Origin of the sequence: Paraburkholderia sp. BL6665CI2N2 (assembly GCF_004366535.1) — a bacterium.
GTDB lineage: Bacteria > Pseudomonadota > Gammaproteobacteria > Burkholderiales > Burkholderiaceae > Paraburkholderia.
This window is the reverse complement of the sequence record NZ_SORC01000001.1, coordinates 4170114-4191106: the sequence shown is the minus strand read 5'-3', so window position 1 is coordinate 4191106 and position 20993 is coordinate 4170114. Positions and strand designations below refer to the sequence as shown.

Here is a 20993-nt window from a genome sequence, read left to right as displayed (position 1 = left end):
CAACGGCTATGTGTTCTCGGCCAACCGATGCGCGTTTATCGCGAGGTTTCAATTTTGCGGGAATAGCAGGGCCGAAGTTATCCCCTTTTTGCAAAGGTGATTCTTGGTGCGCGCGATTCTAGCCACGAAAATTTGCTCCTATAGTGACATCAACTTGTTGCGCAACGCCCTATCTCACGCGCATAAGTGTGCCGTTCTTCACTAGTCCACTTTCTGGAGGTATTCCATGCTGGACAAAACCCTGGCTTCATTTCTTGACCTCAATGACGAAGTGACGCAAGACGCTCAATACTTCGAATACACTTCGTCGGCCAATCCGATCGGCGCGAAGCTGATTTCGCGAGTTCCGTATCGTTCTTTCCTGACTTCGCTTTACGACAGTGGTCCGACGCGTGTAGTGCCGCTTGACCTGTCTGCTGAACTGCGTTGCGACGGCCCCGCTACCGGTCCTGGGCTGATCGCCAGCTTCGTGCGTATCCTCGCAGGCGAGAAGGTTTCATTGAACCCGAACGCGACTTCGCAGGTTTTTTACGTTCTGGAAGGCTCGGGCGCCGTAGCGCATCCACAGACTTCATTCCAGTTCGCCAAGGGTGATTTTTTTGCGCTTCCCGGTGGCGCGGAAGCGGTGCTGACGGCCGACTCGACCGCGCGGCTCTACTACGTCAACGATGCGCCGTTGCTCGCCTATCTGGGCGTGGACGTCGGGCAAGCGCGCTTTTCGCCGACGCTTTACCCCGCACTCCGCGCGGAAGAGGAACTGCTGAAGGTCGCTGGAGCACCGGGCGCTGGTCAGCGCAGTCGCGTCAGCATTCTGCTTGGCAACGCGAAATTTCCGCAGACTCGCACGGTGACCCACACCATGTGGGCAATGTTTGGCGTTATTGCGCCGAACACGACGCAAAAGCCACACCGCCACCAGTCGATCGCGCTCGACTTCATTTCGGAGTGCAAGCCCGGTTGCTATACGCTTGTCGGAACCGAACTGGATGAGCAGGGCAACATCGTCAACCCGGAGCGCGTCGAATGGGAACCAGGCATGGCTTTCGTCACGCCGCCGGGCTACTGGCACGCACACTTCAATGAGTCGGGGGCAAACGGCTACGTGATCCCAATCCAGGACGCGGGTCTTCAGACGTATCTGCGTTCGCTGGATATCCAGTTCGCACACTGATTGCGCGCCGGGTGCTTTGCTCCGCGTTGCGTGTCTGCGTCTTGACGGAACATGGCGGTCAGAGTTTCGTTGCAACTGACGCAGCGCACGCGGTCTCTGGATTCGAGGTGTCACGGCACGCAATGTGCCGTTCGCAGCACTTGGTCACCGCAAGGCATCCGCAACAACCGACGGCAAGAGGGGGCTAACCAGCCCAAAGTTTGGCGGAGACCAAAAGTCTCCGCCTTTCTGCGGTACCCGCGTGTCGTCGAACAATCGCAAGGCCGTGCCTATGCTGTGAAGCCAACCCCTCGTAATTCAAGATTCCAGAGATGAACTGCGCCATATGGTCTGACCGTAAGACTCTCCGGCAACCGCCAGCTAGACACCATTGTCGCACCCGAGCTGTTTCTCACGCCGTGCTAATTCGACAACGGCTCTGGATGCGCCGCTTCGGTTACGGGCTCGTCCGGTTGTACGTTGAGCACGCGCATCGCTGCCTGCGCAATCTCGGCGAATACAGGTCCTGAGACGTCACCGCCGTAGTGCTTCGCGCCTTTTGGCTTGTCGACCGAAACAGCAATCACGACCCTCGGGTTTCTGATCGGAATAACCCCCACGAACGATGCGCGGTAGGCGTTCCTCTGATATCCGTGGCGGGTGGCGGTATAGGCCGTTCCTGTCTTTCCCCCGACACTGTATCCAGGGACTTCGGCCTGAGGAGCAGTACCGCCTTTCGCCACCACACTCTCCAGTATTACCCTGACTTCATCCGTTGTGTGCTCGGTGAAAATCCGCGTACCTTTGACGGACGCTTCGTCCGTTTTGTACAGCGAGAGCGGCACGAGCCTGCCGTTGTTTGCGAAGACCGTGTAGGCGTGTGCGAGCTGGATTAGCGATACGGACACGCCGTATCCGTAGGACATCGTCGCCTGCTCGATGCGATGCCACTTTCGCCACGGTCTCACGATGCCGACACCAGCGCCGGGGAAACTGAGGTCTGGGGCGTGCCCGAATCCGAGGGCAGTGTACATCTTCCACATTTCCTCGGGCTTCATCGTTAGGGCTATCTTTGTTGCGCCGATATTGCTTGACTTCTGTATAACCCCAGCAACAGTTAAAGTGCCGAAATTTGCATCGTCCGTGATGGTGGCTCCGTCCAAGGAAAACGTTCGGTTCGTCTCCACGAGCGAATCAGGCGAAACCCGGCGCAGGTCGAGAGCGAGTGAGACCGTAAACGGTTTCATTATCGAACCAGGTTCGAATACATCGGTCACCACACGGTTACGCAACGCAGGCCCTCGTAGCAAGGAACGATCGTTCGGGTCGTAGCTCGGATAATTTGCGAGAGCCAGAATCTCGCCGGTATGGCCATCGACGACAACTGCGGAGCCGGCCTGCGCGTTGCTATTGATGACGGCTGAGCGCAGCGCGTTGAAGGCGCTGTACTGGATACTGCCGTTCAGGGCAAGCTGGACGTCGACGCCGGGACGTGCAGCATTCACGTTCCCCAGATCTTCGACGACGTGTCCCACTCGATCGCGAATGACCAGCTTGGTGCCGTCCACGGCCCCAAGCTTCGCGTCCTGGGCAAGCTCTACGCCGTCTTCACCTGCACCCGTGATGCCGTTAAAGCCGACCAGTTGTGCGGTGACTTCCTCTTCAGGGTATAGACGCTTGTACTCCGTAGTCTGGTAGATTCCCGGGATCCCCAGAGACTTGATTTTGTCAGCCTCGCCAAGCGGCACCTGATGCTTCAGGTAGACGAATGTTTTGTCCCTGTCGAATTGTTCGGTGATCTGCTGCGCCGGCATGTCGAGTAGCCGCGACAGCATCGCAAGTTTGCCGGGTTCAAGGTCTTCGGGAATTTCCTTAGGGTCGACCCAGATGGACTTCACGAGAACATTTGTAGCCAGCACCATCCCGTTCGTGTCTATTATCTTTCCGCGCTCAGCAGGAACGTCGATGATGTGTTCAACTCGCGAGGCGCCTTCCTTTTCATAGAACTTGCGGTCGATGACCTGAATCCAGAAGGCACGGGCCGCGCAGGACGCAAACGCAATCGACATGAATATCATCACTAGCGTCGACCGTCCGCGGGAAACGTTTGCCTTTACGAGTGGTGTTTGATTGAAAGTGACGTTTCGCGGCATCTAATAACTAGTGAGTGTGATTTCCGAAACGATCGACGATCCGCCGACACATCGGGAATTTCTTTGCTTGTGCTGTCGAAAGACGGGTTCGGCAAAGAAGCGAGCGGGTGTGAGGAGTCAGAAGAATAGAAAGTCCGGAACCTACGGGGTTGGACGCGACAATACGTTGCTCGAATTGGGCATGTGGTTAGCGCTGCCACAGGCAGTGCGAAACTACGCTGATACCTGCGGGCTGCGCGAAACGATGAGCGGCGGGATCGAGAGAAAAACGATCCCGAGCGCGGATATAAGTAGGTTCATTTTCCCGGCCACGCTATAGGAGGTCACACCTGCGACGCCACCCACGCAAAACGCTGCCATCGTCAGCACTTTGGCTTTCAGTTCGTGGAAGTGCTCAGCCCGATCAGGCAGCTTATTCCTCTGAAGTGCATGAGCGAAGATAAGGCCGAGTTTCACTCCGATATCGGTCGATGTGCCCGAAAAATGAGTGGTGCGCACCCGGAAATTGGAAACCACGGCGGCGGTCGCGTTCTGGCAACCCATGAGAAAACTCAATCCGAAAACGAGCACCAGGCCGCTTGCGGTGTGAACCTTCACGTCTATAACTGCGAGAACCACAAGCGAGACGGCTTCCGCCATGAAGATGATCGCGCACGCGTGCGCCCGGTTACCTGCACCGCGAAACTCGAGAAGAAGCGCAGAAAGCATCGCTCCCACAATGAAGAGCACGATGATCACGAGGAGTGAGAGCCCCGAACGCGGGTCCCCTGTGGCGATCCTGTCTGCCAATGACGTCACATTGCCAGTCATGTTGCCTGAGAAAATACCCGCGACGCAAAAGCCCGTCGCATTGAGAAAGCCGGCGACCGCCGCGAGCGACCAGGCCAAACGCAGTTCGTGACGTGACGACAGGACGGTCTGGTCTAGAGGCATTTGCTGGAGATCCCTGTTTCTGGCGTGGTGACGCATCGAACCGCGATGCTCGAACGAGACCAGGTGTTTTCCGCCTTGGTTTGTGTTCATGCGCATCAAGCATGACAGCGGACACGCAAAGGATACCGATGTGACTCACGTCACAAGAAGCTCTCTGCCGGGAAATCAGATTTGCGGGAAAGGGCCCACCTCGACGGCCCGACTGTAGAAGTGCATGCAGGTCATTAGGCCATCAAACATGGCGGCGTGGGTTTTGTGACATGGCGCTTGGGGAGGCAGAACACGTTGCGGCTTCCATGCCCGTCGCCAGCGTCGTGTGTGATAGGGGAACTGCTGCAGTCGCATGTGGTTGGGAGGATCTCGACTGGACAGCATTGGTACACTCGCCGAATTTGGCGCCGGTACTTAAGCTTTAGCATCCTTGCGCATACTTCAGCGGATGCTTTTCGGCGGTCCTCGGGCCAGTGAGTCGGAAAACGCTCTTCCTAGCGGGAAGCATTTTCCCGGATAAAGCCAAGATGGGTGACTAGCGCGTTGCGTGCGGCAATTGGGTCGTGACGCTCAATAGCGTCGTAGATATGCCGATGCTGTTCCATCAGATGCGACAAGTCTGCGTCTCTTTTCTCGAATGTTGAGTAGGTTTCTTCAATCGATTTCTGTACGAGGTTGTACAGACCGTGCATCACATGAACGAGGACGATGTTATGAGTATCGTCTGGCACAGACATTTTTAAGCCGAGATTATAGAGATAAATTCCAAATACGTAATGTGCATGGGCAGAATTTTTATTAAGAGCAATAGCCTCGCTATAAATATTTCTTAATTGTAGTTCGTCGCAGCGAGAAATATCACTCTGGCACTCTTTCTCAAGAATTCCGGCGAGGTTGGTCAGTGACGTCGATGTATTCGCTGTACGATAGTATTTTATTGCCGAACTAAGTTCACCTCGATGCTCTGCAATATATCCCTTTAAATTCCACGCAGCACGAACCTTTGGACTATTTGGTGGATATACAGAGAGTATCTCATCCACTCGATCTTCGGCTTGGTCGAATTTGTTATCCATAATAAGCGCCGTTGCCGCAAGATATAAATTGATTTCTTCCATTACTTTTATGGAAAACTCGCGCATCACGCGGTCGAGTTCGCCATTTAAATTACTTTCATTTATAGTCGCACGCGATAGGGATTTTCCGTTCAGCCTGAGCGTCACGGTGAACGAAGTGCTCGCTTGGTCGTTAGTAACAATTTCGCCGCTAATGGAACGATGCCATTCATCAGGAAACCAAGTGCTCGCCAACTCTACGAATTTTTGGATCGATATGCTGGTGCCTGGAACAGTTATGTCAGGTAGTTCACCAGGCGGTTGTTGAAGTTTATATGAAGCGTCTTCGGCGATCTTCTCAATACTATCCCGCAATCGTTCAGAGACAGCAGTCGACGAGAGCCCTCTGTCCGAAAGCGTCTTTGGCACGAGTATCGTATTAATTGTGAGTCCGTTGGGTCGATAAATGCTCTTGAACATAGCCGTGGTGCCCGCGATTACCACAAGCCCCCCTAGCACAAGAGTCACCCACGGCAATATTTTTTGCTTAACGATTTCCGGAACGGTAAGCGCCGAAGACGATCGCCGACGGCGGCGACGAAATACGGCCTTTTGGCTACCGGAGAACGGATCACGCCCGAGAAACGCCATTGCGACTCACCTCTAAAAACGGTGCAATCTTCGCTTAACTCTTCTTGCGCCTTGGGGCTCTGTATGGTTGAGCTGAGTCGCAGAGTCATTGATCACTCGTTTCAATAGTTCGCATGCCAGCGGCCACACTTGAACGCCGCAGTTCCGACCGCGTTCCCCCATGCCGTGCTCCCACCACCATTTAATCCGTTGTGCCTCGCCCAATCGATCGAAGCCGGCATGGCAATATACCGCCTGGGGTATTCAATACATGTTCGCACAATAGAATTTACGCGGTACGCATGCCCGTGCAGTGGTGACTTGGCGGATTGTGTGGGCTGTCGCACACTGACGCGAAAAGCCGCGAGGTTATGACATCAGTTCCGCGGACTTGTGTATCGATCAAAGATTGTCGGAAATCGCGCCTAGAAACTGTTTGCGAACCCTCTTTGCCGACACTGTGTACAACTCGTAATTGACGCTATCGCAGTGCAGCACCAAGCACACAACCTCGTTCCCATACCAGACGCTGAGAACGGGCCAGCCACACACACGACTGCGAGACCGTGCTTGATCAAATTGCTGCAAAGGGCCGCGCCGATAGGAAAAACCGAACATCAAGGCCGGACGTTCGTGCAAGATTGTCGCTGGCAGTCACAGATTGCCCGACGTCATTCCGCTGAGTCTCCATGGCCGATTACCGTTCGACATTCAAAAGCCGCCCCTGACATAGCGCGGCGGCGCAGGACCGGAATGGGTTGCGTGCTGCCGATCGCAACCCCGGGGAGGTTGAAGCTGCGTATGCAAAATGCATGAGTCGGCACCCGGCCAGCCACAGACATTCACCGAACCTTTCAGGCAGACGTTCGAACGACGGCTCTTCCTTAGCTAACGGACGGATATGGGCGCCCGTGCACGGGCCTAGCCCGATCCGACACCCTTGTAACGAGAACAAGGCGCTAAAAATAGCCAAATTTTGCAGGAGTTTCATTTCTAATTCCCAACGATTCACCACCCTTCGTAGTCCGCCAGCAACTATTTTGGAATGAAATTTAGCAACCACAGGCAACGAGTTTCATGGTTTTCAACTGAAATTCCATCCCGCTGAATCTGTCGTATCGCAGACGACTTTGATGCGGACAAAGTCAATTTCACATTCCCCAGACCGTTGAACGTGTATACCTGTCCCGAACCGGTCGCCTGCCGAACTTTGCAACCAGTCTTATTATTATCCTTGCAATATGTCTTTTTCCCGATTGAGAAGACTGGCGACGTTTGGCTAGTTGTATCTTTCTCCGGATAACTTTGACTTTCACTCGGTGTCCCAAATACATCTACGATTGCACCGAGCAGTTTTTTGAATTCGTCGCCATAACAATAAGAATTAATTTGGGCTAGTGTAGTATTGTAGTATGGGACTTCATCGGCGGTAACCGAGTTCTTGCTGAGGTCGCCTGAGTCCTTGCCGAAGTTATTCTCGTTTATGAACATTTTAACAAGCGCTGCTTGGAAAGTTACATCGTCACTAGATAATGGCTCGCGGACCTGAAATCCGTCGACGGCAAAAACCTCTTGGTGTAAATAATATTTGGCGTGCTCCCCGCCCAAATATCCAGACTAAGATTCGGCACCAATTTTTTCGCTTCAGCAAGACTCGTATAAATGGGGACCTTTAATACCCATGACAAGACCGGGGAGAGGTGCTTATCCGCAAGCTTTAACTTGGAGCGTTCCGATGGCGCTGATGCAGGAACAACGGCTGAAGACGCCGACGCTGCTTCGAACTTATCACTTGGGTTGATGGAAGCCGTCGATGCGAGGCTAGGACCCGAAGCAATTGCGGGCGCGCTAGTTGCTGCCGGCTTGTCGCATGGAAAACAGAAAGTCCAGCCTTCTTTTCCGTAACCGACTCGCAAATTTCCGCGCAGCGCGAGCACAATTGCAGCGATGGCGACAATGCCCAGTAGGGACAACGCGATAGGACTCCGTAGCAGGGCAGCGACTATATCCCATGCGGTCCGTCCGTACTTTGGCTCATCCGGCCTCGGGCTTGTAGCTTTCGAATTGTTTTTTGCCATACGATCTCCGCGCATGTCGACGCAATAGCCAATCGTCGGATGCAGTTTCGCATCAGCCTTGCAGACATTCAAGCCGATCCCGAAGCGTGAGCCGCGTCGAGCCACGGTCAGCGGTACCCTCTTTCGCAAGGTTATTTTTATTTGGCTCGTTCAATCCCATCGCGGCACGCCAGCCCAGCAAACGAGCGATTTCGCGCATCACCTGCGTCACGTGTAACCCGGATCGATGCTGCAACTGAATTGCAAAGGATGCAGGTCGGTTGCCTGTGAGATGCCATCCCGAGCGACTGCTCGTACCCGTTACCTGTCACCTAATCGCTTGCGTGTCGACTGGCGGCAGTGGGTCGACACCGGTCCGATGACCCGCCATCGTGAACGTAATTGCCGCGATAACGGGGCAGTTACCACGGCTGACCGATCGGACACGGTCGGTATGAAGGCCCGGATAGTAGTTATCCGACCCTTCGTTTCAGGATATTTTGTTCTTTTCCGGTGACTGAATTCAACGGGTTGAAAGCCCGGAGCCGTCCGCAGCAGCCCGTAGGCGAACGTGCGGGCGTGAACAGACCTTGTCTGAAGGGGCGGCGGATGACTGCGGCGCCGGGAAGCAGGGCAGAAGAACTCACCAGCCGTGATCGACGCAGGTCGTTGCCTTGCGGCGTCAATCGAGCCCTGAGGCGCAGAACCCTAGCCGTACACCTTGCCCCCAGCGTCTCCGGCTTTGGGTCCGCAGGACCCGTCCGGCCGGACACCGGACGACGCGGTCTCCGCCGACGGGTGCCCGACTGCCGGAAAAGCGACGGGCCCCGGGGCGGATGGCGCTCAGGCCGGTTAATCGGGTAGGGTGGCAGATTCTCATCACGTCAACAGGACACCCCCATGAACAAGCAGGAACTCGTCGACGCGGTCGCCGCGAAGGCCGGTACGAGCAAGGCGTTGGCCGCCGAAACTCTCGATGCGCTGATCGGCACCATCACGGCGGCGGTCACAAAGGGCGACACGGTCCAACTGGTCGGGTTCGGGTCGTTTTCGACCGGGGCACGTGCGGCGCGGGTCGGCCGTAACCCGGCGACCGGTGCCGAGATCCAGATCGCGGCCGCGAAGACGGTCAAGTTCACGGCGGGCAAGGCGTTCAAGGAGGCAGTGAACGGCGCCTGAGACCCGCTGCATCCGGTCTCCCGGTCCGCCTTGAGTTGACGAATATGTTCCTGGAGATACCAGAAAGGCGGTGTGCCCCCCGCAGCCCAACGACCATAGTGGGCACGAACGCATACGGCTTCCCGGTCCATGCATGCTGCGGCGATGACTTGCCTTCTGTCACGCCTCAGGACGGCTGTGCCCGGGAACCGGTGCCGCGCGGGGAAAAACCGGTGCAGCGACCGCGGCACCCTCCGGCATGCAACGAACCAGGCTGACGCTGCGCACGTCGTCGGTACCTGAAACCGCGGCAGAGCCCGCATGCGCGAAGCAACGCCGCTCCGGACAGGCTGTGCGTATCGGCTTAACACATTCGCACGATTCACCGTCCTGAAGGTAATATCAAGGCTCGCTTGCATCGACAGCCTGGCGGACATTGTCGACCGTAGCAGGCAAGCCTGGATGGACGATCGCGTCGTCGAATATTCTTTGCTGCGATCGGGCCGATGGTAGCAACCCTCCAGCTGCTCGCGCCCATGAGCGCCTGCCCGATGTCCGGCACGCGGATCTTTGTGCACAAGCGCGCAAAGCGCAGAATTGAAGAAGTTCAGCGACGCTGATAGGCTGCTCGCGGGCCTTTTGCCGTACCGACGGTGTCAGTAAGTCTCGCCGTCGTCGCTCGACAGCCACGCCGGGATATCGCGCTTGCCGTTGAGGACACGCCAGACCTCGACCTGATGCTTGCGCTCGATGTAGAAGATCAGATGCGGGTACCGATCAAGCGGCCATGACCGCAGGCCTGGTATATCCAGCTCGTAGGCGTAACGGGGAGACCCGGTGCTGGGGTGCCTGGCGAGATGCGCGTATGCCCGGTCGATCTCCGCGATGAACCTGAGCGCGGCGTCTTCCGATCCTTCGTCCAGGAAGTAGTGCGTGAGCTCGTCTTCTACGTCCTCTTGGGCCAGTCGAGTCTCGGGCAACGAATCCTTCGACGGAAAAGGCCGGAGGCCGTGTAACAATCACCCGGCGAGCGACGCGAAGGAATGAATGCCCCATGACATAACGCCTGTCGTCGAACGCACACGCACGTCTGCCACACCGCACGTCAGCCATTAAACGCAACGGTGATACGACCTGACGCCATTGAAGCCGACAAAAAAACGGCCCGCACCCTTCGCGGACCCGTCGTGGCGGAGCACAGACGGGCGGCCAGTATCCCGCCAGCCCCGCCTGTGCTCCGTTTTGCGGCCACGTGCTGTTAGCACGAGCCACCTCTACATGATAGGCAATGCGCCCGCCCGCGGGCAATACTTTTCACGCCCGTTGCTTGAGCCGTGGCGCGGGCGCGCGGCGACCGGCAGGGTGACGGCTTCATTCAACGGGGGAGCATCACTGAATAGACAGGAACCGGTCGAGGTCACCGCCGCGACAGGTGAAAGCTACTCCGCAACGGTTGACGCGATCCCCGCGTTCATCGCAGCGGTCACGGATGCCGTCACGCAGGGCGAGTCCGTCCTGCTGGTCGGTGTCGGCTCGTCTTCGACGGGCGCGCGCGCCGCGCGCGTGGGCTGCAACCCGGCGACAGGTGCAAAGATCCAGGTTCCCCAGCGAAGACGGTGAAGTTCACCGCCGGCAAGGCGTTCAAGGCGGCGGTCAACCGGTAATTGCCGGGCTGGACCTTTGCCCGGACCGGACACCGCGCAGGGCACCCGGACCGCTGGCGGTCGCGCAGCGGCAGATTGATCCACTTCACATCCGCGCGGCGTCCGGCATCGTCGGTGTGGCTCGGGCAGCGCATCACACGCTGCCCCCTCGCTTCGCCGGGCGCGTCGACCAGGCGGTTCCGATAGCAGAGGGGTATCGCGCACAGGCCTGCCTTTTCTGGCTGCGCGGACAGGTGAACCGGCCATGGGCGTGACAGCGGTTTATGACTGCCCCATTATGGCGAAGCGGCGTCCGTCCGCGAATCCGTCCGCTTATTGTCCATATCGTCAAATATACCCGTATGCGCCGTATCGTCGTTCGCAGTTCCCCCGTGCATGGTCGTGGCGTCTTCGCACTCGCCAATATCAAAACCGGAACATTGATTCTCGAATACAAGGGCACGCTCGTCTCGTGGAGGCGCGCCCAACGGGCCTATGAACGCTCCGCCGCCGAGTGGGGTCACACTTTCTTCTTCGGGCTCGACGATGGTCGGGTAATTGACGGTGGGCAGAGAGGAAACTCTGCCAGGTGGCTCAATCACAGTTGCTTTCCTAACTGCGAGGCCGAACAGGCGGGGGAGCGAGTCTTCATCCGCACGATCCGACCCATCGGAAAAGGCTCTGAGCTTTACATCGACTATCAGTTACAGATCGAAGGCCGCCGGACGGCTGGAATCACCCGGGCGTACGTCTGCCGCTGTCGTGCGGCTGACTGTCGAGGCACCATGCTTTCGGGGTGACCGCATGTCCGGTTGATAGTCGACCATGCCGTTTTCTGCCGGTACGTCACACGCCGGACCAGGATGCGGCGATCGGTTCAAGGATCGGAGCTTGCTGAAGGTTGAGTCAGCTGCAACAACTATCGTTAGTTATGCTTAAAAGCAATATGATCGCGCGCCTGGCTGACCGGTCACTGCCGGCGCGGACACGGTGAGCGGTGGTGCAGACAGTAATTGGACCAGTAATGCCTCGAAACCCTGCTGTTATGAGAAGAAAACTTATCTTTATAGTTCGTTTCGCGACGTCTTTTTGCGAAAACGTGACGCTCACGCAACTAAAGTTGGTTCCGCTTGCGCTCAGACGGTCGGCACCGTTAATTCACTGGTATGCACTAATAGTCACGCGACTTTGCTCGACGAAGCTGATGCGTTTCCACACCTCCTGAGTACCGGCGTAGCTGACGTGCCGGTCAATTCGTTCCATGTGTCAGGCCGCGCAATAGGTGCCTTTTGCCTTCGCTGCCTCGCATGGCGAGGATGTTCATCAGCGTAAGGCAGAGGCAGTCGTAGGGCCCCAGTCCCTTGCCGCGCAGCGTGTCACGGATCTCGGCCATTGCAGACGGCGGGGTTCCGCTTTCGATTACGGAAGAGACGAAGGCGGCGAAACCCGGGCCCTCCCAGCCGCGGTCGGAGGAAAGCTCGGTATGGATAAAGTCCATACCGAAGAAGGCTTGCTGCTTGTTTTCAATACGGCCATGGAGATGCGCACTGCAGCTGGCGCGTGCTCCGGACCTCATTGAGTCGGGCGACGCGACCGGTTCGGTACGAGGCTGCTAACTCGTGGAGGGAACCGTAACCGGTTGAGCCGCCCGTCGGGCGGTGTCCATTCCATCTCGCGTCAAAGTAGCCCCACGTCGTACCATGCCAGTCGGGTTGTACCGAATTTGACAGCCGCTACGCCGCCGGCGCGACAGACGCGCCGACGATCCCATGCCGCGCCAGCCCGTCGGCCACGAAGCCCGACGCCTTCACCTCTTCGACGAAGCTGCGCAGCAAGGCCGCCGCCGCTTCGCCGCGGCTCTTCGGCGTGCCCATTGCCTGTTGGATCACCATGAAGCGCTCGTCGAGGAGCCGCAGGCCGGTCGTTGCGCGCGCATCGGCTTCGAGCTGCTGCTTGACGCCGGCCGCCACTTCGAGACCCTGTTCGAGGAACGTCTGAACGACCGTCGGCGACGAGGGCGCGCGAACGATCTGTGCGGCGTTCAGCTCGCGCGTGAGAAAGAGGTCATATGCGCTGCCTTTACCGACGGCGACGCGGTTATGCGCCTGATCGACGTCCTGGTTGGTCCTGACCGGCGAGTCGTCGCGTACGAGATAGAAGCCTTCGATCAGCACATACGGCGCGGTAAAGGCAATCGTCTCGCCGCGCAAGGGATCGACCGCGAAGAAGCCGAAGTCCGCGCGTTCCTCGCTCACCGCCTGCGCGGATTTGCCAGCTGTGTCGAAGACCACCAGTTCCAGCTCGACGCCGAGCTTCTTCGCAAAGGCGCACGCAAGATCGACGGACACGCCGAACGGCTCACCGGTTTTCGGGTCCTGGTTGGCGAGAATCGGGTTGCCAAGATTGATCGACGCGCGCAGCTTGCCCGTCGGCGTGAATGCGGAGATAACTGTTTGATCGATGGTCATGGTATTCCCGTTGCGGCCGCGTTTTGCGCGGACGGTATCAGTGGGTATCGGTTCAGGGTTCGAGAATCCGGCTGATGCGCGACAGCGCGTCTAGCGTGTGCAGCAGGTGCTCGCGCATCGCTTCCGACGCTTCTTCGTTGCGTTCGCGCTCCAGCAGTTCGAGCAGATGCAAATGCTGCTTCGCGTGTTCGATATAACGCTCGCGGTGCTGCATCGAGCGATACGACAGCAGGCGGCGTACGCGGTTGACGCGCTTGATCGTGTCGATGAAAAAGCTGTTGCCCGAAGCCTCGACCAGCGACTCGTGGAAGCGCACGCCGCGCTCGTGCAACTGGTCCGCCGTATCCGTTTCGATGCCGCCAGCGAGCAGATGCTTTTCCACTTCGCGGCACCGTTCGAGCACTTTCCCGTCCAGCCGATAGCCGGGTTCGAGCAACGCGGCTGGTTCCAGTGCAAGACGCAGACGGTAGGACTTGAGCAGACTGTCGGGAGTAGTCAGCATCGACGAAAATTGCCAGCCGTAGCCCGGTTTGCGCTCGGCCCAGCCTTCCTGCGCGATACGCCCGAGCACGGCGGTGAGCTGCGCGCCAGTCAAGCCGTAGCGGTTGCGGATCAGCAATTCGGAGAACTCGTCAGGCAACTCGCCTTTCAGGCGGTCTTCGGCGATCTGGAAATAGACGCTCGTGACAAGATCCGTTTCGCCGAGGCCCAGTTCTCCGACCACGTCCGCAAGCGGTTCGACGACAGGCTTCGCAACAAAGAATCCGCGGTTCTTCTCGCGCGTCAGAATGCCTTTCTCATGCAGCAGCGCGAGCGCCTCGTTGACAGGCGAGCGCGACACGCGCAGGCGGTCCGCGAGCATCTGCGCAGGCAGATGAGCGCCCGCGTCCAGTCCTTCGGTTTTGATCAGTTCAACGATCTGCGTCGCAATGGATCTGTCGATCATGTGAGTTTGTCTCTGCCTTCTACTTTTTTTGCGTAGCGGCAGAGCCCCTGTCTCAAGCCGCCCGCGTCGCGAGATTTTTCTGCAATATCAGCGGGATGACGCCGCCGGAGCGCAACAACGCGCATTCGAGCTGGGTTTCGACGGCCGCCGTCGCCTCGATGGGCTGCATGCTGCCGTCCGCCCGGATGATACGCACCGGCACCTTGCAGCGGGGCGACAGCGTATCAGACGGCGCGTCGACTTCGAGCTTATCACCCGGGCGCAGATCGAGCGTGTCCGGATTCGCGCCCGCCGCGAACCGGATCGGCAAAATGCCCATGCCGATCAGGTTCGAGCGATGAATGCGTTCGAAGCTCACCGCCAGCACGGCGCGAATGCCGAGGAGCCGCTGGCCCTTGGCCGCCCAATCGCGCGATGACCCCGTGCCGTAGCGCTCGCCCGCGACCAGCACGACCGGATCGCCGTCCTCTTCGTAGCGGCGAGCGGCTTCAAAAATCGGCAGCACGTCGCCGCTCGGCACATGCAACGTATGCGCGACGGGCATGCCGGCACGCAGGCGGTTCACGAGCGTGCGGTTGAAGAACGCCGCGCGCACCATCACTTCCCAGTTGCCGCGCCGCGACGCGAACACGTTCAGGTCGTCGCGATCGTCGCCGCGCGAAACGAGGAAGTCGGCGACGAAGCTGTCCTTCGGAATCGCGCTCGCGGGCGAGATGTGGTCGGTGGTCACATCGTCGCCGAGCACCAGCAGCGGATATGCGCTGTACCTGCCGAGCTGGCTGCCTTGCGTTGCGGACTTCGCGGAGGCGAACGGCGGCCGACGCAAAGCCGTCGATGCCGGGTTCCAGGGAAACTGCGGGCTGTCGGGCGCATCGAGATCGTGCCATGCCGGGTTTTTGCTGGCGAGCGCGAAGGCGCGCGGATAGTCGCGCGAATCGGCCGCTCTGTGCACGAGTTCGATTACTTCCTCGCGGCTCGGCCACAGGTCGCGCAGATAGACCGGCGTGCCGTCGGCGGCATGCTGGAGCGGCTCGCGGCTCAGGTCGATCTCGGCATTGCCCGCGAGCGCAAAGGCGATCACCAGCGGCGGCGACATGATGAAACCCAGGTCGAGGTCCGGATGAATACGGCCCGGGAAATTGCGGTTGCCCGACAGCATCGCGACCGGATACGCGCTGTGATTGGCGATAGCCTCGCGGACTGGCTCCGTCAACGGCCCCGAATTGCCGATGCACGTCGTGCATCCATATCCGACGATGTCGAAGCCGACCGCCGACAGATCGCCGATCAGGTTGGCCCGTTCGAGATACGCGGCAGCCGCGGGCGAGCCCGGCCCGAGCGATGTCTTGATCCATGACGGCACCTTCAACCCGAGCGCACGCGCCTTGCGCGCGAGCAGGCCAGCGGCGATCAGCAGCGCCGGATCGGACGTGTTCGTGCAACTCGTGATCGCGGCAATCGCGACGGGGTGCTTTGGCATCGGCGGATTGTCCTGGCTTGCTGGATCAGCTTGCGGCGGCGGATGGAAGTCGAGCTTCGCGAGCGCGGCCGACGTCTGCGAATAATCGAGCAGATCCTGTGGACGGCGCGGCCCGGCGACGTGCATTCCGACGCTGGCCAGATCCACGTCGATGCTGCGCGTATAGCGCGGCTCAGCGTGCGGATCGAACCATACGCCGGCCTGTCGCGAGAACGCTTCGACGAGCCGTATCGACTGTTCCGAACGATGGGTCGCGCGCAGATAGTCGAGCGTGTGCTGATCGACGGGAAAGAAGCCGGTCGACGCGCCGTACTCCGGTGCCATGTTCGCAACAACGGCGCGCTCGCCCGCAGTGAGCGTCGCCACGCCGGGACCGAAATACTCGACGAACTCTCCCGATACGCCAATGGCACGCAGCCGCTGCGTGATGGTCAGCGCGAGATCGGTCGCGAGCACGCCTGCGCGCAACGCGCCCGTTAGCCGCACGCCGATCACATCGGGGATGCGCTGCATCACCGGCATGCCAAACATCACGGTCTGCGCTTCGAGGCCGCCCACGCCCCAGGCGAGCACGCCGATGCCGTTGATCATCGGCGTGTGACTATCCGTGCCGATCAGCGTGTCCGGCACCGCCCACGGCTCGCCGTCGCGCTCGACCGTCGTCACGACGGTCGCGAGCTGCTCGAGGTTGATCGTATGCATGATTCCCGTGCCCGGCGGATGAATCCGCACGCCCTTGAGCGCCTTCGACGCCCACCGCAAAAACCGGTAGCGCTCGGCGTTGCGGCGCAGTTCGAGTTGCAGGTTCAAGGGCGCCGCGTCGCTTCTCGCGAAGTATTCGACGGCCAGTGAATGATCGACCGACGAATCGACCGGCAGGACCGGATTGAGCGACGCGGGATCGGCGCCGGCTTCGGCCAGCGCGTCGCGCATGCCGGCGATATCGACGAGCGCGGGCGTGCTCGTCGTGTCGTGCATCAGCACGCGGTTGGGCTGGAATGCAATCTCGGCTTCGCTGGTGCCGCGCGCTGTCCACGCGAGGATGCCTTGCACGGCTCGCCGCCGCTCGTCGCCCTCCGTATTGCGGACGACGTTTTCCAGCAAAAGACGCAACACGACGGGCAATTCCCGCAACGTGTCGCCGAAGAGACCAGGGAGATCGACATAGCGATAGGGCACGCCGTCAACCGTCAGCCGAGCATCGGTAGGGGAGTAAGTGTTTTCCATGAGTGTATTTTTGCACTTCTGCGGTTCAAAATGCAATCTAGTGCAAACCCCAAAGCCAAAAATAATCTGGAGACATGGCGTGAAGAAAACCGGCCGTAACGGGCATGTGGACGGCCCGAACCTGTCCCGGCGGCAGATCGTTCAAGGGGCGGCATCGCTTGTGGCGCTGGCTGCGGTCGGGACCGTAGCGCGGCCGGCCTTGGCCCAAGGGCAGGCGGTGCACCCTACAGATTTCACAGGAAGACAATCTATGTTTGCTTATGTCGGATCGCGGACCACCCGCGAACGAAACGCCCGCGGCGATGGCATCAGCGTCTATCGCGTCGATACGGGAACGGGCGGGCTCGAACTCGTGCAGCTCGTCAAGGATCTCGTCAATCCGTCGTTCCTGGCGCTCGCGCGCGACGGCGAGCACCTCTACAGCGTGCACGGCGATCTGAGCGATATCAGCGCGTTCAAGGTCGATAAGGCATCGGGCAAGCTCACGTTCCTGAACAAGCAGAGCACACAAGGCAAAAACCCGGTGCACCTTGCGCTCGATCCGTCGGGCCGCTATGTCGTCGTGTCGAATCACATCGGCGCGAGTCTGGCCGTGCTGCCGATCGCGGCGGATGGCTCGCTGCAGGAACTGACGCAACTGGTGCGTCTCGAAGGTCCGATCGGCCCGCATCGCGTCGAGCAGAAGCAGGCCAAGCCGCACTTCAATCCGTTCGATCCGACGGGGCAGTTCGTGGTCGTGCCGGACAAAGGGCTCGACCGTGTATTCACATTCCGTTTCAAGGACGGGCAGCTCACGCCCGCCGATCCGGCGTTCGTCGTGTCGCGCGAAACGGCCGGTCCGCGGCACCTCGCGTTTCATCCGAAGGGCGCTTACGCCTATGTCGTCAACGAACTGGATTCGACGGTGACGACCTATCGTTATGCGCCGGCCAACGGCGCATTGACGCCGCTGCAGATAGTGTCGTCGCTGCCCGACACATTCACGGGCAACGGCCGCGCCTCGGAGATCGAAGTCGACCGCACGGGCCACTTCCTGTACGCATCCAATCGCGGTTACGACAGCATCACCGCGTTCCGCATCGACCAGACAACGGGCCATCTGAGCTTCGTCGACGCAGAGCCGACACTCGGACGCACGCCGCGCTTCATGACGGCCACGCCCGATGGCCGCTTCATGTACGCGCTGAACGAGGACAGCGACAGCATCGTCGCGTTCTTCATCCATCCGGCCACGGGGCAACTCAAGCCGACGGGCTTTTCCGTCGAGTCGGGCAGTCCGGTGTGCATGGTGTTTTCGGAACACCGCGCGTAATACCGGGCGCAATTCGCCTTGTCGTTTTCAAAGGAACCTGGCGGCGAGCCGCCAGCGGAGAGACACATGCAAGCTACACAAGCCGCAAGGCCCATCGACGAGCGCGCGCTCGTGCGCAAGATCGCCTGGCGCATCATTCCGTTCGTTTTCATCCTGTACATCATTTCGTATCTGGACCGGGCGAACATCGGCTACGCGGCGTTGCAGATGAACCGCGAACTCGCGCTGACGAGCGAGGCGTTCGGTTTCGCGTCGGGCATTTTCTTCATCGGCTACTTTCTGTTCGAGGTGCCGAGCAATGTGATGCTGAACAAGTACGGGGCGCGTGTGTGGATCGCGCGCATTCTCGTGACCTGGGGCATGGTCTCGGTCATCTCGGCGTTCGTGCATAGCGCGACGCAGCTCTACGTGCTGCGTTTTCTGCTCGGCGTCGCCGAGGCGGGCTTCTTCCCGGGCATCATCGTCTATCTGACTTACTGGTTCCGCGCAAAAGAACTCGCAACGACGGTCGCGCTCTTCACGGCGGCGATCCCAGTTTCGTACATCATCGGCGCGCCGTTGAGCACGTGGATCATGGACAACGTGCACTGGATGAACTGGAGCGGCTGGCGATGGATGCTGGTGCTGGAAGGCGCGCCGGCTCTGATCGGCGGCATCATGTGTTTCCTGTATCTGACCGACCGCCCGGCCGATGCCAAATGGCTCAAGCCCGACGAGCGCGACTGGCTGCTGAACGAACTCGCGAACGACCGCAAGGCACGCCCCGACGCGAAGCATCTGGGCGCGCTCAAGGTAATGACGAATCCGAAGGTACTGTACCTCTCGTTCATCTACTTCGTGTATCAGTGCGGCAGTCTTGGCGTCGGTTACTGGATGCCGCAAATCATCAGGGGCTTTTCGAAGACGCTGACCCACACGCAGGTCGGACTGATCGCGATGGTGCCGTACATCTTCGCGACGATCGTGATGGTGCTGTGGTCGCGCAGTTCGGATCGACGCAGCGAACGGCGTCTGCATTCGGCGATTCCTCTCGCGGTCGCCGCGCTCGCACTGCTTGGCGCCGGGCTCACGACGAATCCGTTTGTGTCGATCACGATGATCAGCCTGAGTCTCGCCGGCCTCTATGCGTTCAAGTCGCCGTTCTGGGCGCTGCCCACGCTGTTCCTCACCCGTTCGACCGCGGCTGTGTCGATTGCGGTCATCAATTCGGTCGGCAATCTCGGCGGCTTTGTCGGACCGTTCGCGATCGGTTACATCAAGGGCTCCGGGCAGAGCGCGACGCCGGGCCTGCTGTTTCTCTCGGCGTTGCTCGTCGCCTCGTTCCTGATGACGTTTTTCATTCGCATCCACGAAGGGCGCTCCGCGGACACCTCCACGGCCATCGCCAATCAGAGCCACTAGGCACCACTACCCACTAGCCGTTCCTGCAGCACGTCGCAAAACCATAAAACGCATTTACTAAAGGAGACATTTTCGATGAAAAAGCCATTTCTGTCGTTAGTCGTGCTAATCGGAATGCCTGGGGTCGTGCACGCGCAAAGCAATGTCACGCTCTATGGGATTATCGACAGTGGTCTGAACTACACGAACAACGTGCAGACCGCCAGAACCGCGACGGGGCTGACAGGCGGACGCCAGATCGCAATGATCGAAGGCGGCTCTGCCGGACTGCAGGGCAGTCGTTGGGGCCTGAAGGGCACGGAAGACCTGGGCGGCGGCGTCAAGGCGCTGTTCCTGCTAGAAAGCGGCTTTTACAGCAACAATGGTGTGCTGAATCAGGGCGGCGCTATGTTCGGCCGCCAGGCTTATGTCGGCCTGAGCAACGCGATCGGTACCGTGACGCTGGGCCGCCAATACGATCCGGTGGTAGACATGTATGGCCCGTTCCTCGCCGCGCCGCAATGGGGTGGCTACATGACGTCGCATCCCGGAGATCTCGACAATGCGCTCAACTCGCGCCGGATCAACAACTCCATCAAGTTCCGCAGCGCCAATTATCACGGCCTGACCGTCGAGGCCATGATGAACCTCGGCGGCACGGCAGGTTCGTTCTCGAACAACTGGATCTGGGGCGCTGGCGCGGGCTACTCGAACGGTCTCTTTTCGATCGGCGCGGGTTACCTGAACATCCGCAATCCGAACACGTCGTTCTTTGGGGCGAATCCGAATGCGGGGCCGGCCACGAGCAACAACCTCGGCAGCTTCGGCAGTGCGACGAGTCCGCAGAGCAACCCGGTGTTCGCCGGCTATGCATCGGCGAATCGGCTGGAAATCGCGGGTGTAGGCGCAGGCGTGACGCTCGGCTCGCTGAATGTGAACCTCGCATACTCGAACACGCGCTTCGAGAACCTGGGTTCGTCGTCGGGACCGAACACACTGCACTACAAGGGCGCAGCCGCATTCAACAACGCGGAAATCAACGCGAAGTATCAGATCACGCCGTCGCTCCTCGCGGGTGTCGCGTTCGATTACACGCGCAACGGCGGGGCCGGCGGCAAGGGCGGCGCTAACTACAACCTGTTCAGTGCGGGTCTCGACTATTTCCTGTCGAAGCGCACGGACGTCTACACCGTCGCGGTCTACGAAAAGGCGAGTGGCACGGACTCGCTTGGCCAGGGCGCGGTGGCGCAGATCACTGGGTTGACACCTTCCACCACGGACAAGCAGGTTTCGTGGCGCGTCGGTATCCGTCATAAGTTCTGACGCCAAAGTCGCTTGTCGCACGGGGTAACGGCTGACAACACTTTCGGGCACACCCGGAACCAGGCGCGACCGCATTAGGCGGGATAT

15 protein-coding genes and 1 pseudogene are annotated in these 20993 nt (G+C 59.4%); 7 read left to right on the top strand and 9 right to left on the bottom strand.

From position 1 onward, the window contains the following. Positions 1-226 precede the first annotated feature (226 nt). A complete protein-coding gene (locus B0G81_RS18645; protein ID WP_116120406.1) occupies positions 227-1171 on the top strand; it encodes a cupin in 945 nt (314 codons plus the stop codon). A 401-nt stretch (positions 1172-1572) separates the two neighbouring features. Here the strand turns inward: B0G81_RS18645 and B0G81_RS18640 are convergent, their stop codons facing one another. From B0G81_RS18640 to B0G81_RS18625, 4 genes are all read right to left on the bottom strand, one after another. Next, positions 1573-3219 carry a penicillin-binding protein 2 gene (locus tag B0G81_RS18640; protein WP_243856523.1) on the bottom strand — a complete coding sequence of 549 codons (1647 nt, stop codon included), beginning with the start codon at positions 3217-3219 and terminating at the stop codon, positions 1573-1575. Positions 3220-3516: 297 nt separating this feature from the next. Further along, the gene (locus tag B0G81_RS18635) at positions 3517-4326 is read right to left on the bottom strand and encodes a YoaK family protein (RefSeq protein ID WP_166679020.1); all 810 of its coding nucleotides are present in this window, start codon (positions 4324-4326) and stop codon (positions 3517-3519) included. Between the two features lie 395 nt (positions 4327-4721). Next, positions 4722-5933 (bottom strand): FCD domain-containing protein, encoded by a 1212-nt coding sequence (locus tag B0G81_RS18630; RefSeq protein WP_134137932.1) that lies wholly within the window; start codon positions 5931-5933, stop codon positions 4722-4724. 1493 nt (positions 5934-7426) lie between these two features. Continuing rightward, positions 7427-7885 (bottom strand): hypothetical protein, encoded by a 459-nt coding sequence (locus tag B0G81_RS18625; RefSeq protein ID WP_134137931.1) that lies wholly within the window; start codon positions 7883-7885, stop codon positions 7427-7429. Positions 7886-8869: 984 nt separating this feature from the next. Here B0G81_RS18625 and B0G81_RS18620 point away from each other — a divergent pair. Then, entirely contained in the window at positions 8870-9148 is a 279-nt protein-coding gene (locus B0G81_RS18620; RefSeq protein ID WP_134137930.1) for an HU family DNA-binding protein, read from the top strand. 635 nt (positions 9149-9783) lie between these two features. Here the strand turns inward: B0G81_RS18620 and B0G81_RS18610 are convergent. After that, positions 9784-10107 (bottom strand): type II toxin-antitoxin system RelE/ParE family toxin, encoded by a 324-nt coding sequence (locus tag B0G81_RS18610; RefSeq protein ID WP_166679019.1) that lies wholly within the window; start codon positions 10105-10107, stop codon positions 9784-9786. 412 nt (positions 10108-10519) lie between these two features. Here B0G81_RS18610 and B0G81_RS18605 point away from each other — a divergent pair. Both B0G81_RS18605 and B0G81_RS18600 read left to right on the top strand, forming a co-directional pair. Further along, a pseudogene (locus B0G81_RS18605) lies at positions 10520-10791 on the top strand (HU family DNA-binding protein). A gap of 341 nt (positions 10792-11132) precedes the next feature. Continuing rightward, the gene (locus B0G81_RS18600) at positions 11133-11570 is read left to right on the top strand and encodes an SET domain-containing protein (protein WP_134137927.1); all 438 of its coding nucleotides are present in this window, start codon (positions 11133-11135) and stop codon (positions 11568-11570) included. A gap of 449 nt (positions 11571-12019) precedes the next feature. Here the strand turns inward: B0G81_RS18600 and B0G81_RS18595 are convergent, their stop codons facing one another. From B0G81_RS18595 to acnA, 4 genes are all read right to left on the bottom strand, one after another. After that, positions 12020-12268 carry a hypothetical protein gene (locus tag B0G81_RS18595; protein ID WP_134137926.1) on the bottom strand — a complete coding sequence of 83 codons (249 nt, stop codon included), beginning with the start codon at positions 12266-12268 and terminating at the stop codon, positions 12020-12022. A gap of 235 nt (positions 12269-12503) precedes the next feature. Further along, positions 12504-13238, bottom strand: a complete 735-nt coding sequence (locus B0G81_RS18590) for an ABC transporter substrate-binding protein (RefSeq protein WP_134137925.1) — start codon at positions 13236-13238, stop codon at positions 12504-12506. Between the two features lie 52 nt (positions 13239-13290). Beyond that, positions 13291-14184: a GntR family transcriptional regulator gene (locus B0G81_RS18585; RefSeq protein ID WP_134137924.1), complete on the bottom strand. Its 894-nt coding sequence runs from the start codon at positions 14182-14184 to the stop codon at positions 13291-13293. Positions 14185-14236: 52 nt separating this feature from the next. Further along, positions 14237-16891 (bottom strand): aconitate hydratase AcnA, encoded by a 2655-nt coding sequence (acnA, locus tag B0G81_RS18580; protein WP_134137923.1) that lies wholly within the window; start codon positions 16889-16891, stop codon positions 14237-14239. Between the two features lie 250 nt (positions 16892-17141). Here acnA and B0G81_RS18575 point away from each other — a divergent pair, with 250 nt between their 5' ends. The 3 genes from B0G81_RS18575 (at position 17142) to B0G81_RS18565 (ending at position 20906) form a co-directional block, all read left to right on the top strand. Next, positions 17142-18203, top strand: a complete 1062-nt coding sequence (locus B0G81_RS18575) for a lactonase family protein (RefSeq protein ID WP_134137922.1) — start codon at positions 17142-17144, stop codon at positions 18201-18203. 66 nt (positions 18204-18269) lie between these two features. Further along, a complete protein-coding gene (locus B0G81_RS18570) occupies positions 18270-19604 on the top strand; it encodes an MFS transporter (RefSeq protein ID WP_134137921.1) in 1335 nt (444 codons plus the stop codon). Between the two features lie 75 nt (positions 19605-19679). Beyond that, entirely contained in the window at positions 19680-20906 is a 1227-nt protein-coding gene (locus B0G81_RS18565; RefSeq protein ID WP_134137920.1) for a porin, read from the top strand. The last annotated feature ends 87 nt before the right edge of the window (positions 20907-20993 follow it).

Coding starts and splice junctions, on each gene's coding strand:
- B0G81_RS18635 (WP_166679020.1), bottom strand. CDS start 4,326: ATGAACACAAACCAAGGCGGAAAACACCTGGTCTCGTTCGAGCATCGC.
- B0G81_RS18595 (WP_134137926.1), bottom strand. CDS start 12,268: ATGGACTTTATCCATACCGAGCTTTCCTCCGACCGCGGCTGGGAGGGC.
- B0G81_RS18570 (WP_134137921.1), top strand. CDS start 18,270: ATGCAAGCTACACAAGCCGCAAGGCCCATCGACGAGCGCGCGCTCGTG.
- B0G81_RS18590 (WP_134137925.1), bottom strand. CDS start 13,238: ATGACCATCGATCAAACAGTTATCTCCGCATTCACGCCGACGGGCAAG.
- B0G81_RS18575 (WP_134137922.1), top strand. CDS start 17,142: ATGTTTGCTTATGTCGGATCGCGGACCACCCGCGAACGAAACGCCCGC.
- acnA (WP_134137923.1), bottom strand. CDS start 16,891: ATGGAAAACACTTACTCCCCTACCGATGCTCGGCTGACGGTTGACGGC.
- B0G81_RS18640 (WP_243856523.1), bottom strand. CDS start 3,219: ATGTCGATTGCGTTTGCGTCCTGCGCGGCCCGTGCCTTCTGGATTCAG.
- B0G81_RS18600 (WP_134137927.1), top strand. CDS start 11,133: ATGCGCCGTATCGTCGTTCGCAGTTCCCCCGTGCATGGTCGTGGCGTC.
- B0G81_RS18620 (WP_134137930.1), top strand. CDS start 8,870: ATGAACAAGCAGGAACTCGTCGACGCGGTCGCCGCGAAGGCCGGTACG.
- B0G81_RS18565 (WP_134137920.1), top strand. CDS start 19,680: ATGAAAAAGCCATTTCTGTCGTTAGTCGTGCTAATCGGAATGCCTGGG.
- B0G81_RS18630 (WP_134137932.1), bottom strand. CDS start 5,933: ATGGCGTTTCTCGGGCGTGATCCGTTCTCCGGTAGCCAAAAGGCCGTA.
- B0G81_RS18645 (WP_116120406.1), top strand. CDS start 227: ATGCTGGACAAAACCCTGGCTTCATTTCTTGACCTCAATGACGAAGTG.
- B0G81_RS18585 (WP_134137924.1), bottom strand. CDS start 14,184: ATGATCGACAGATCCATTGCGACGCAGATCGTTGAACTGATCAAAACC.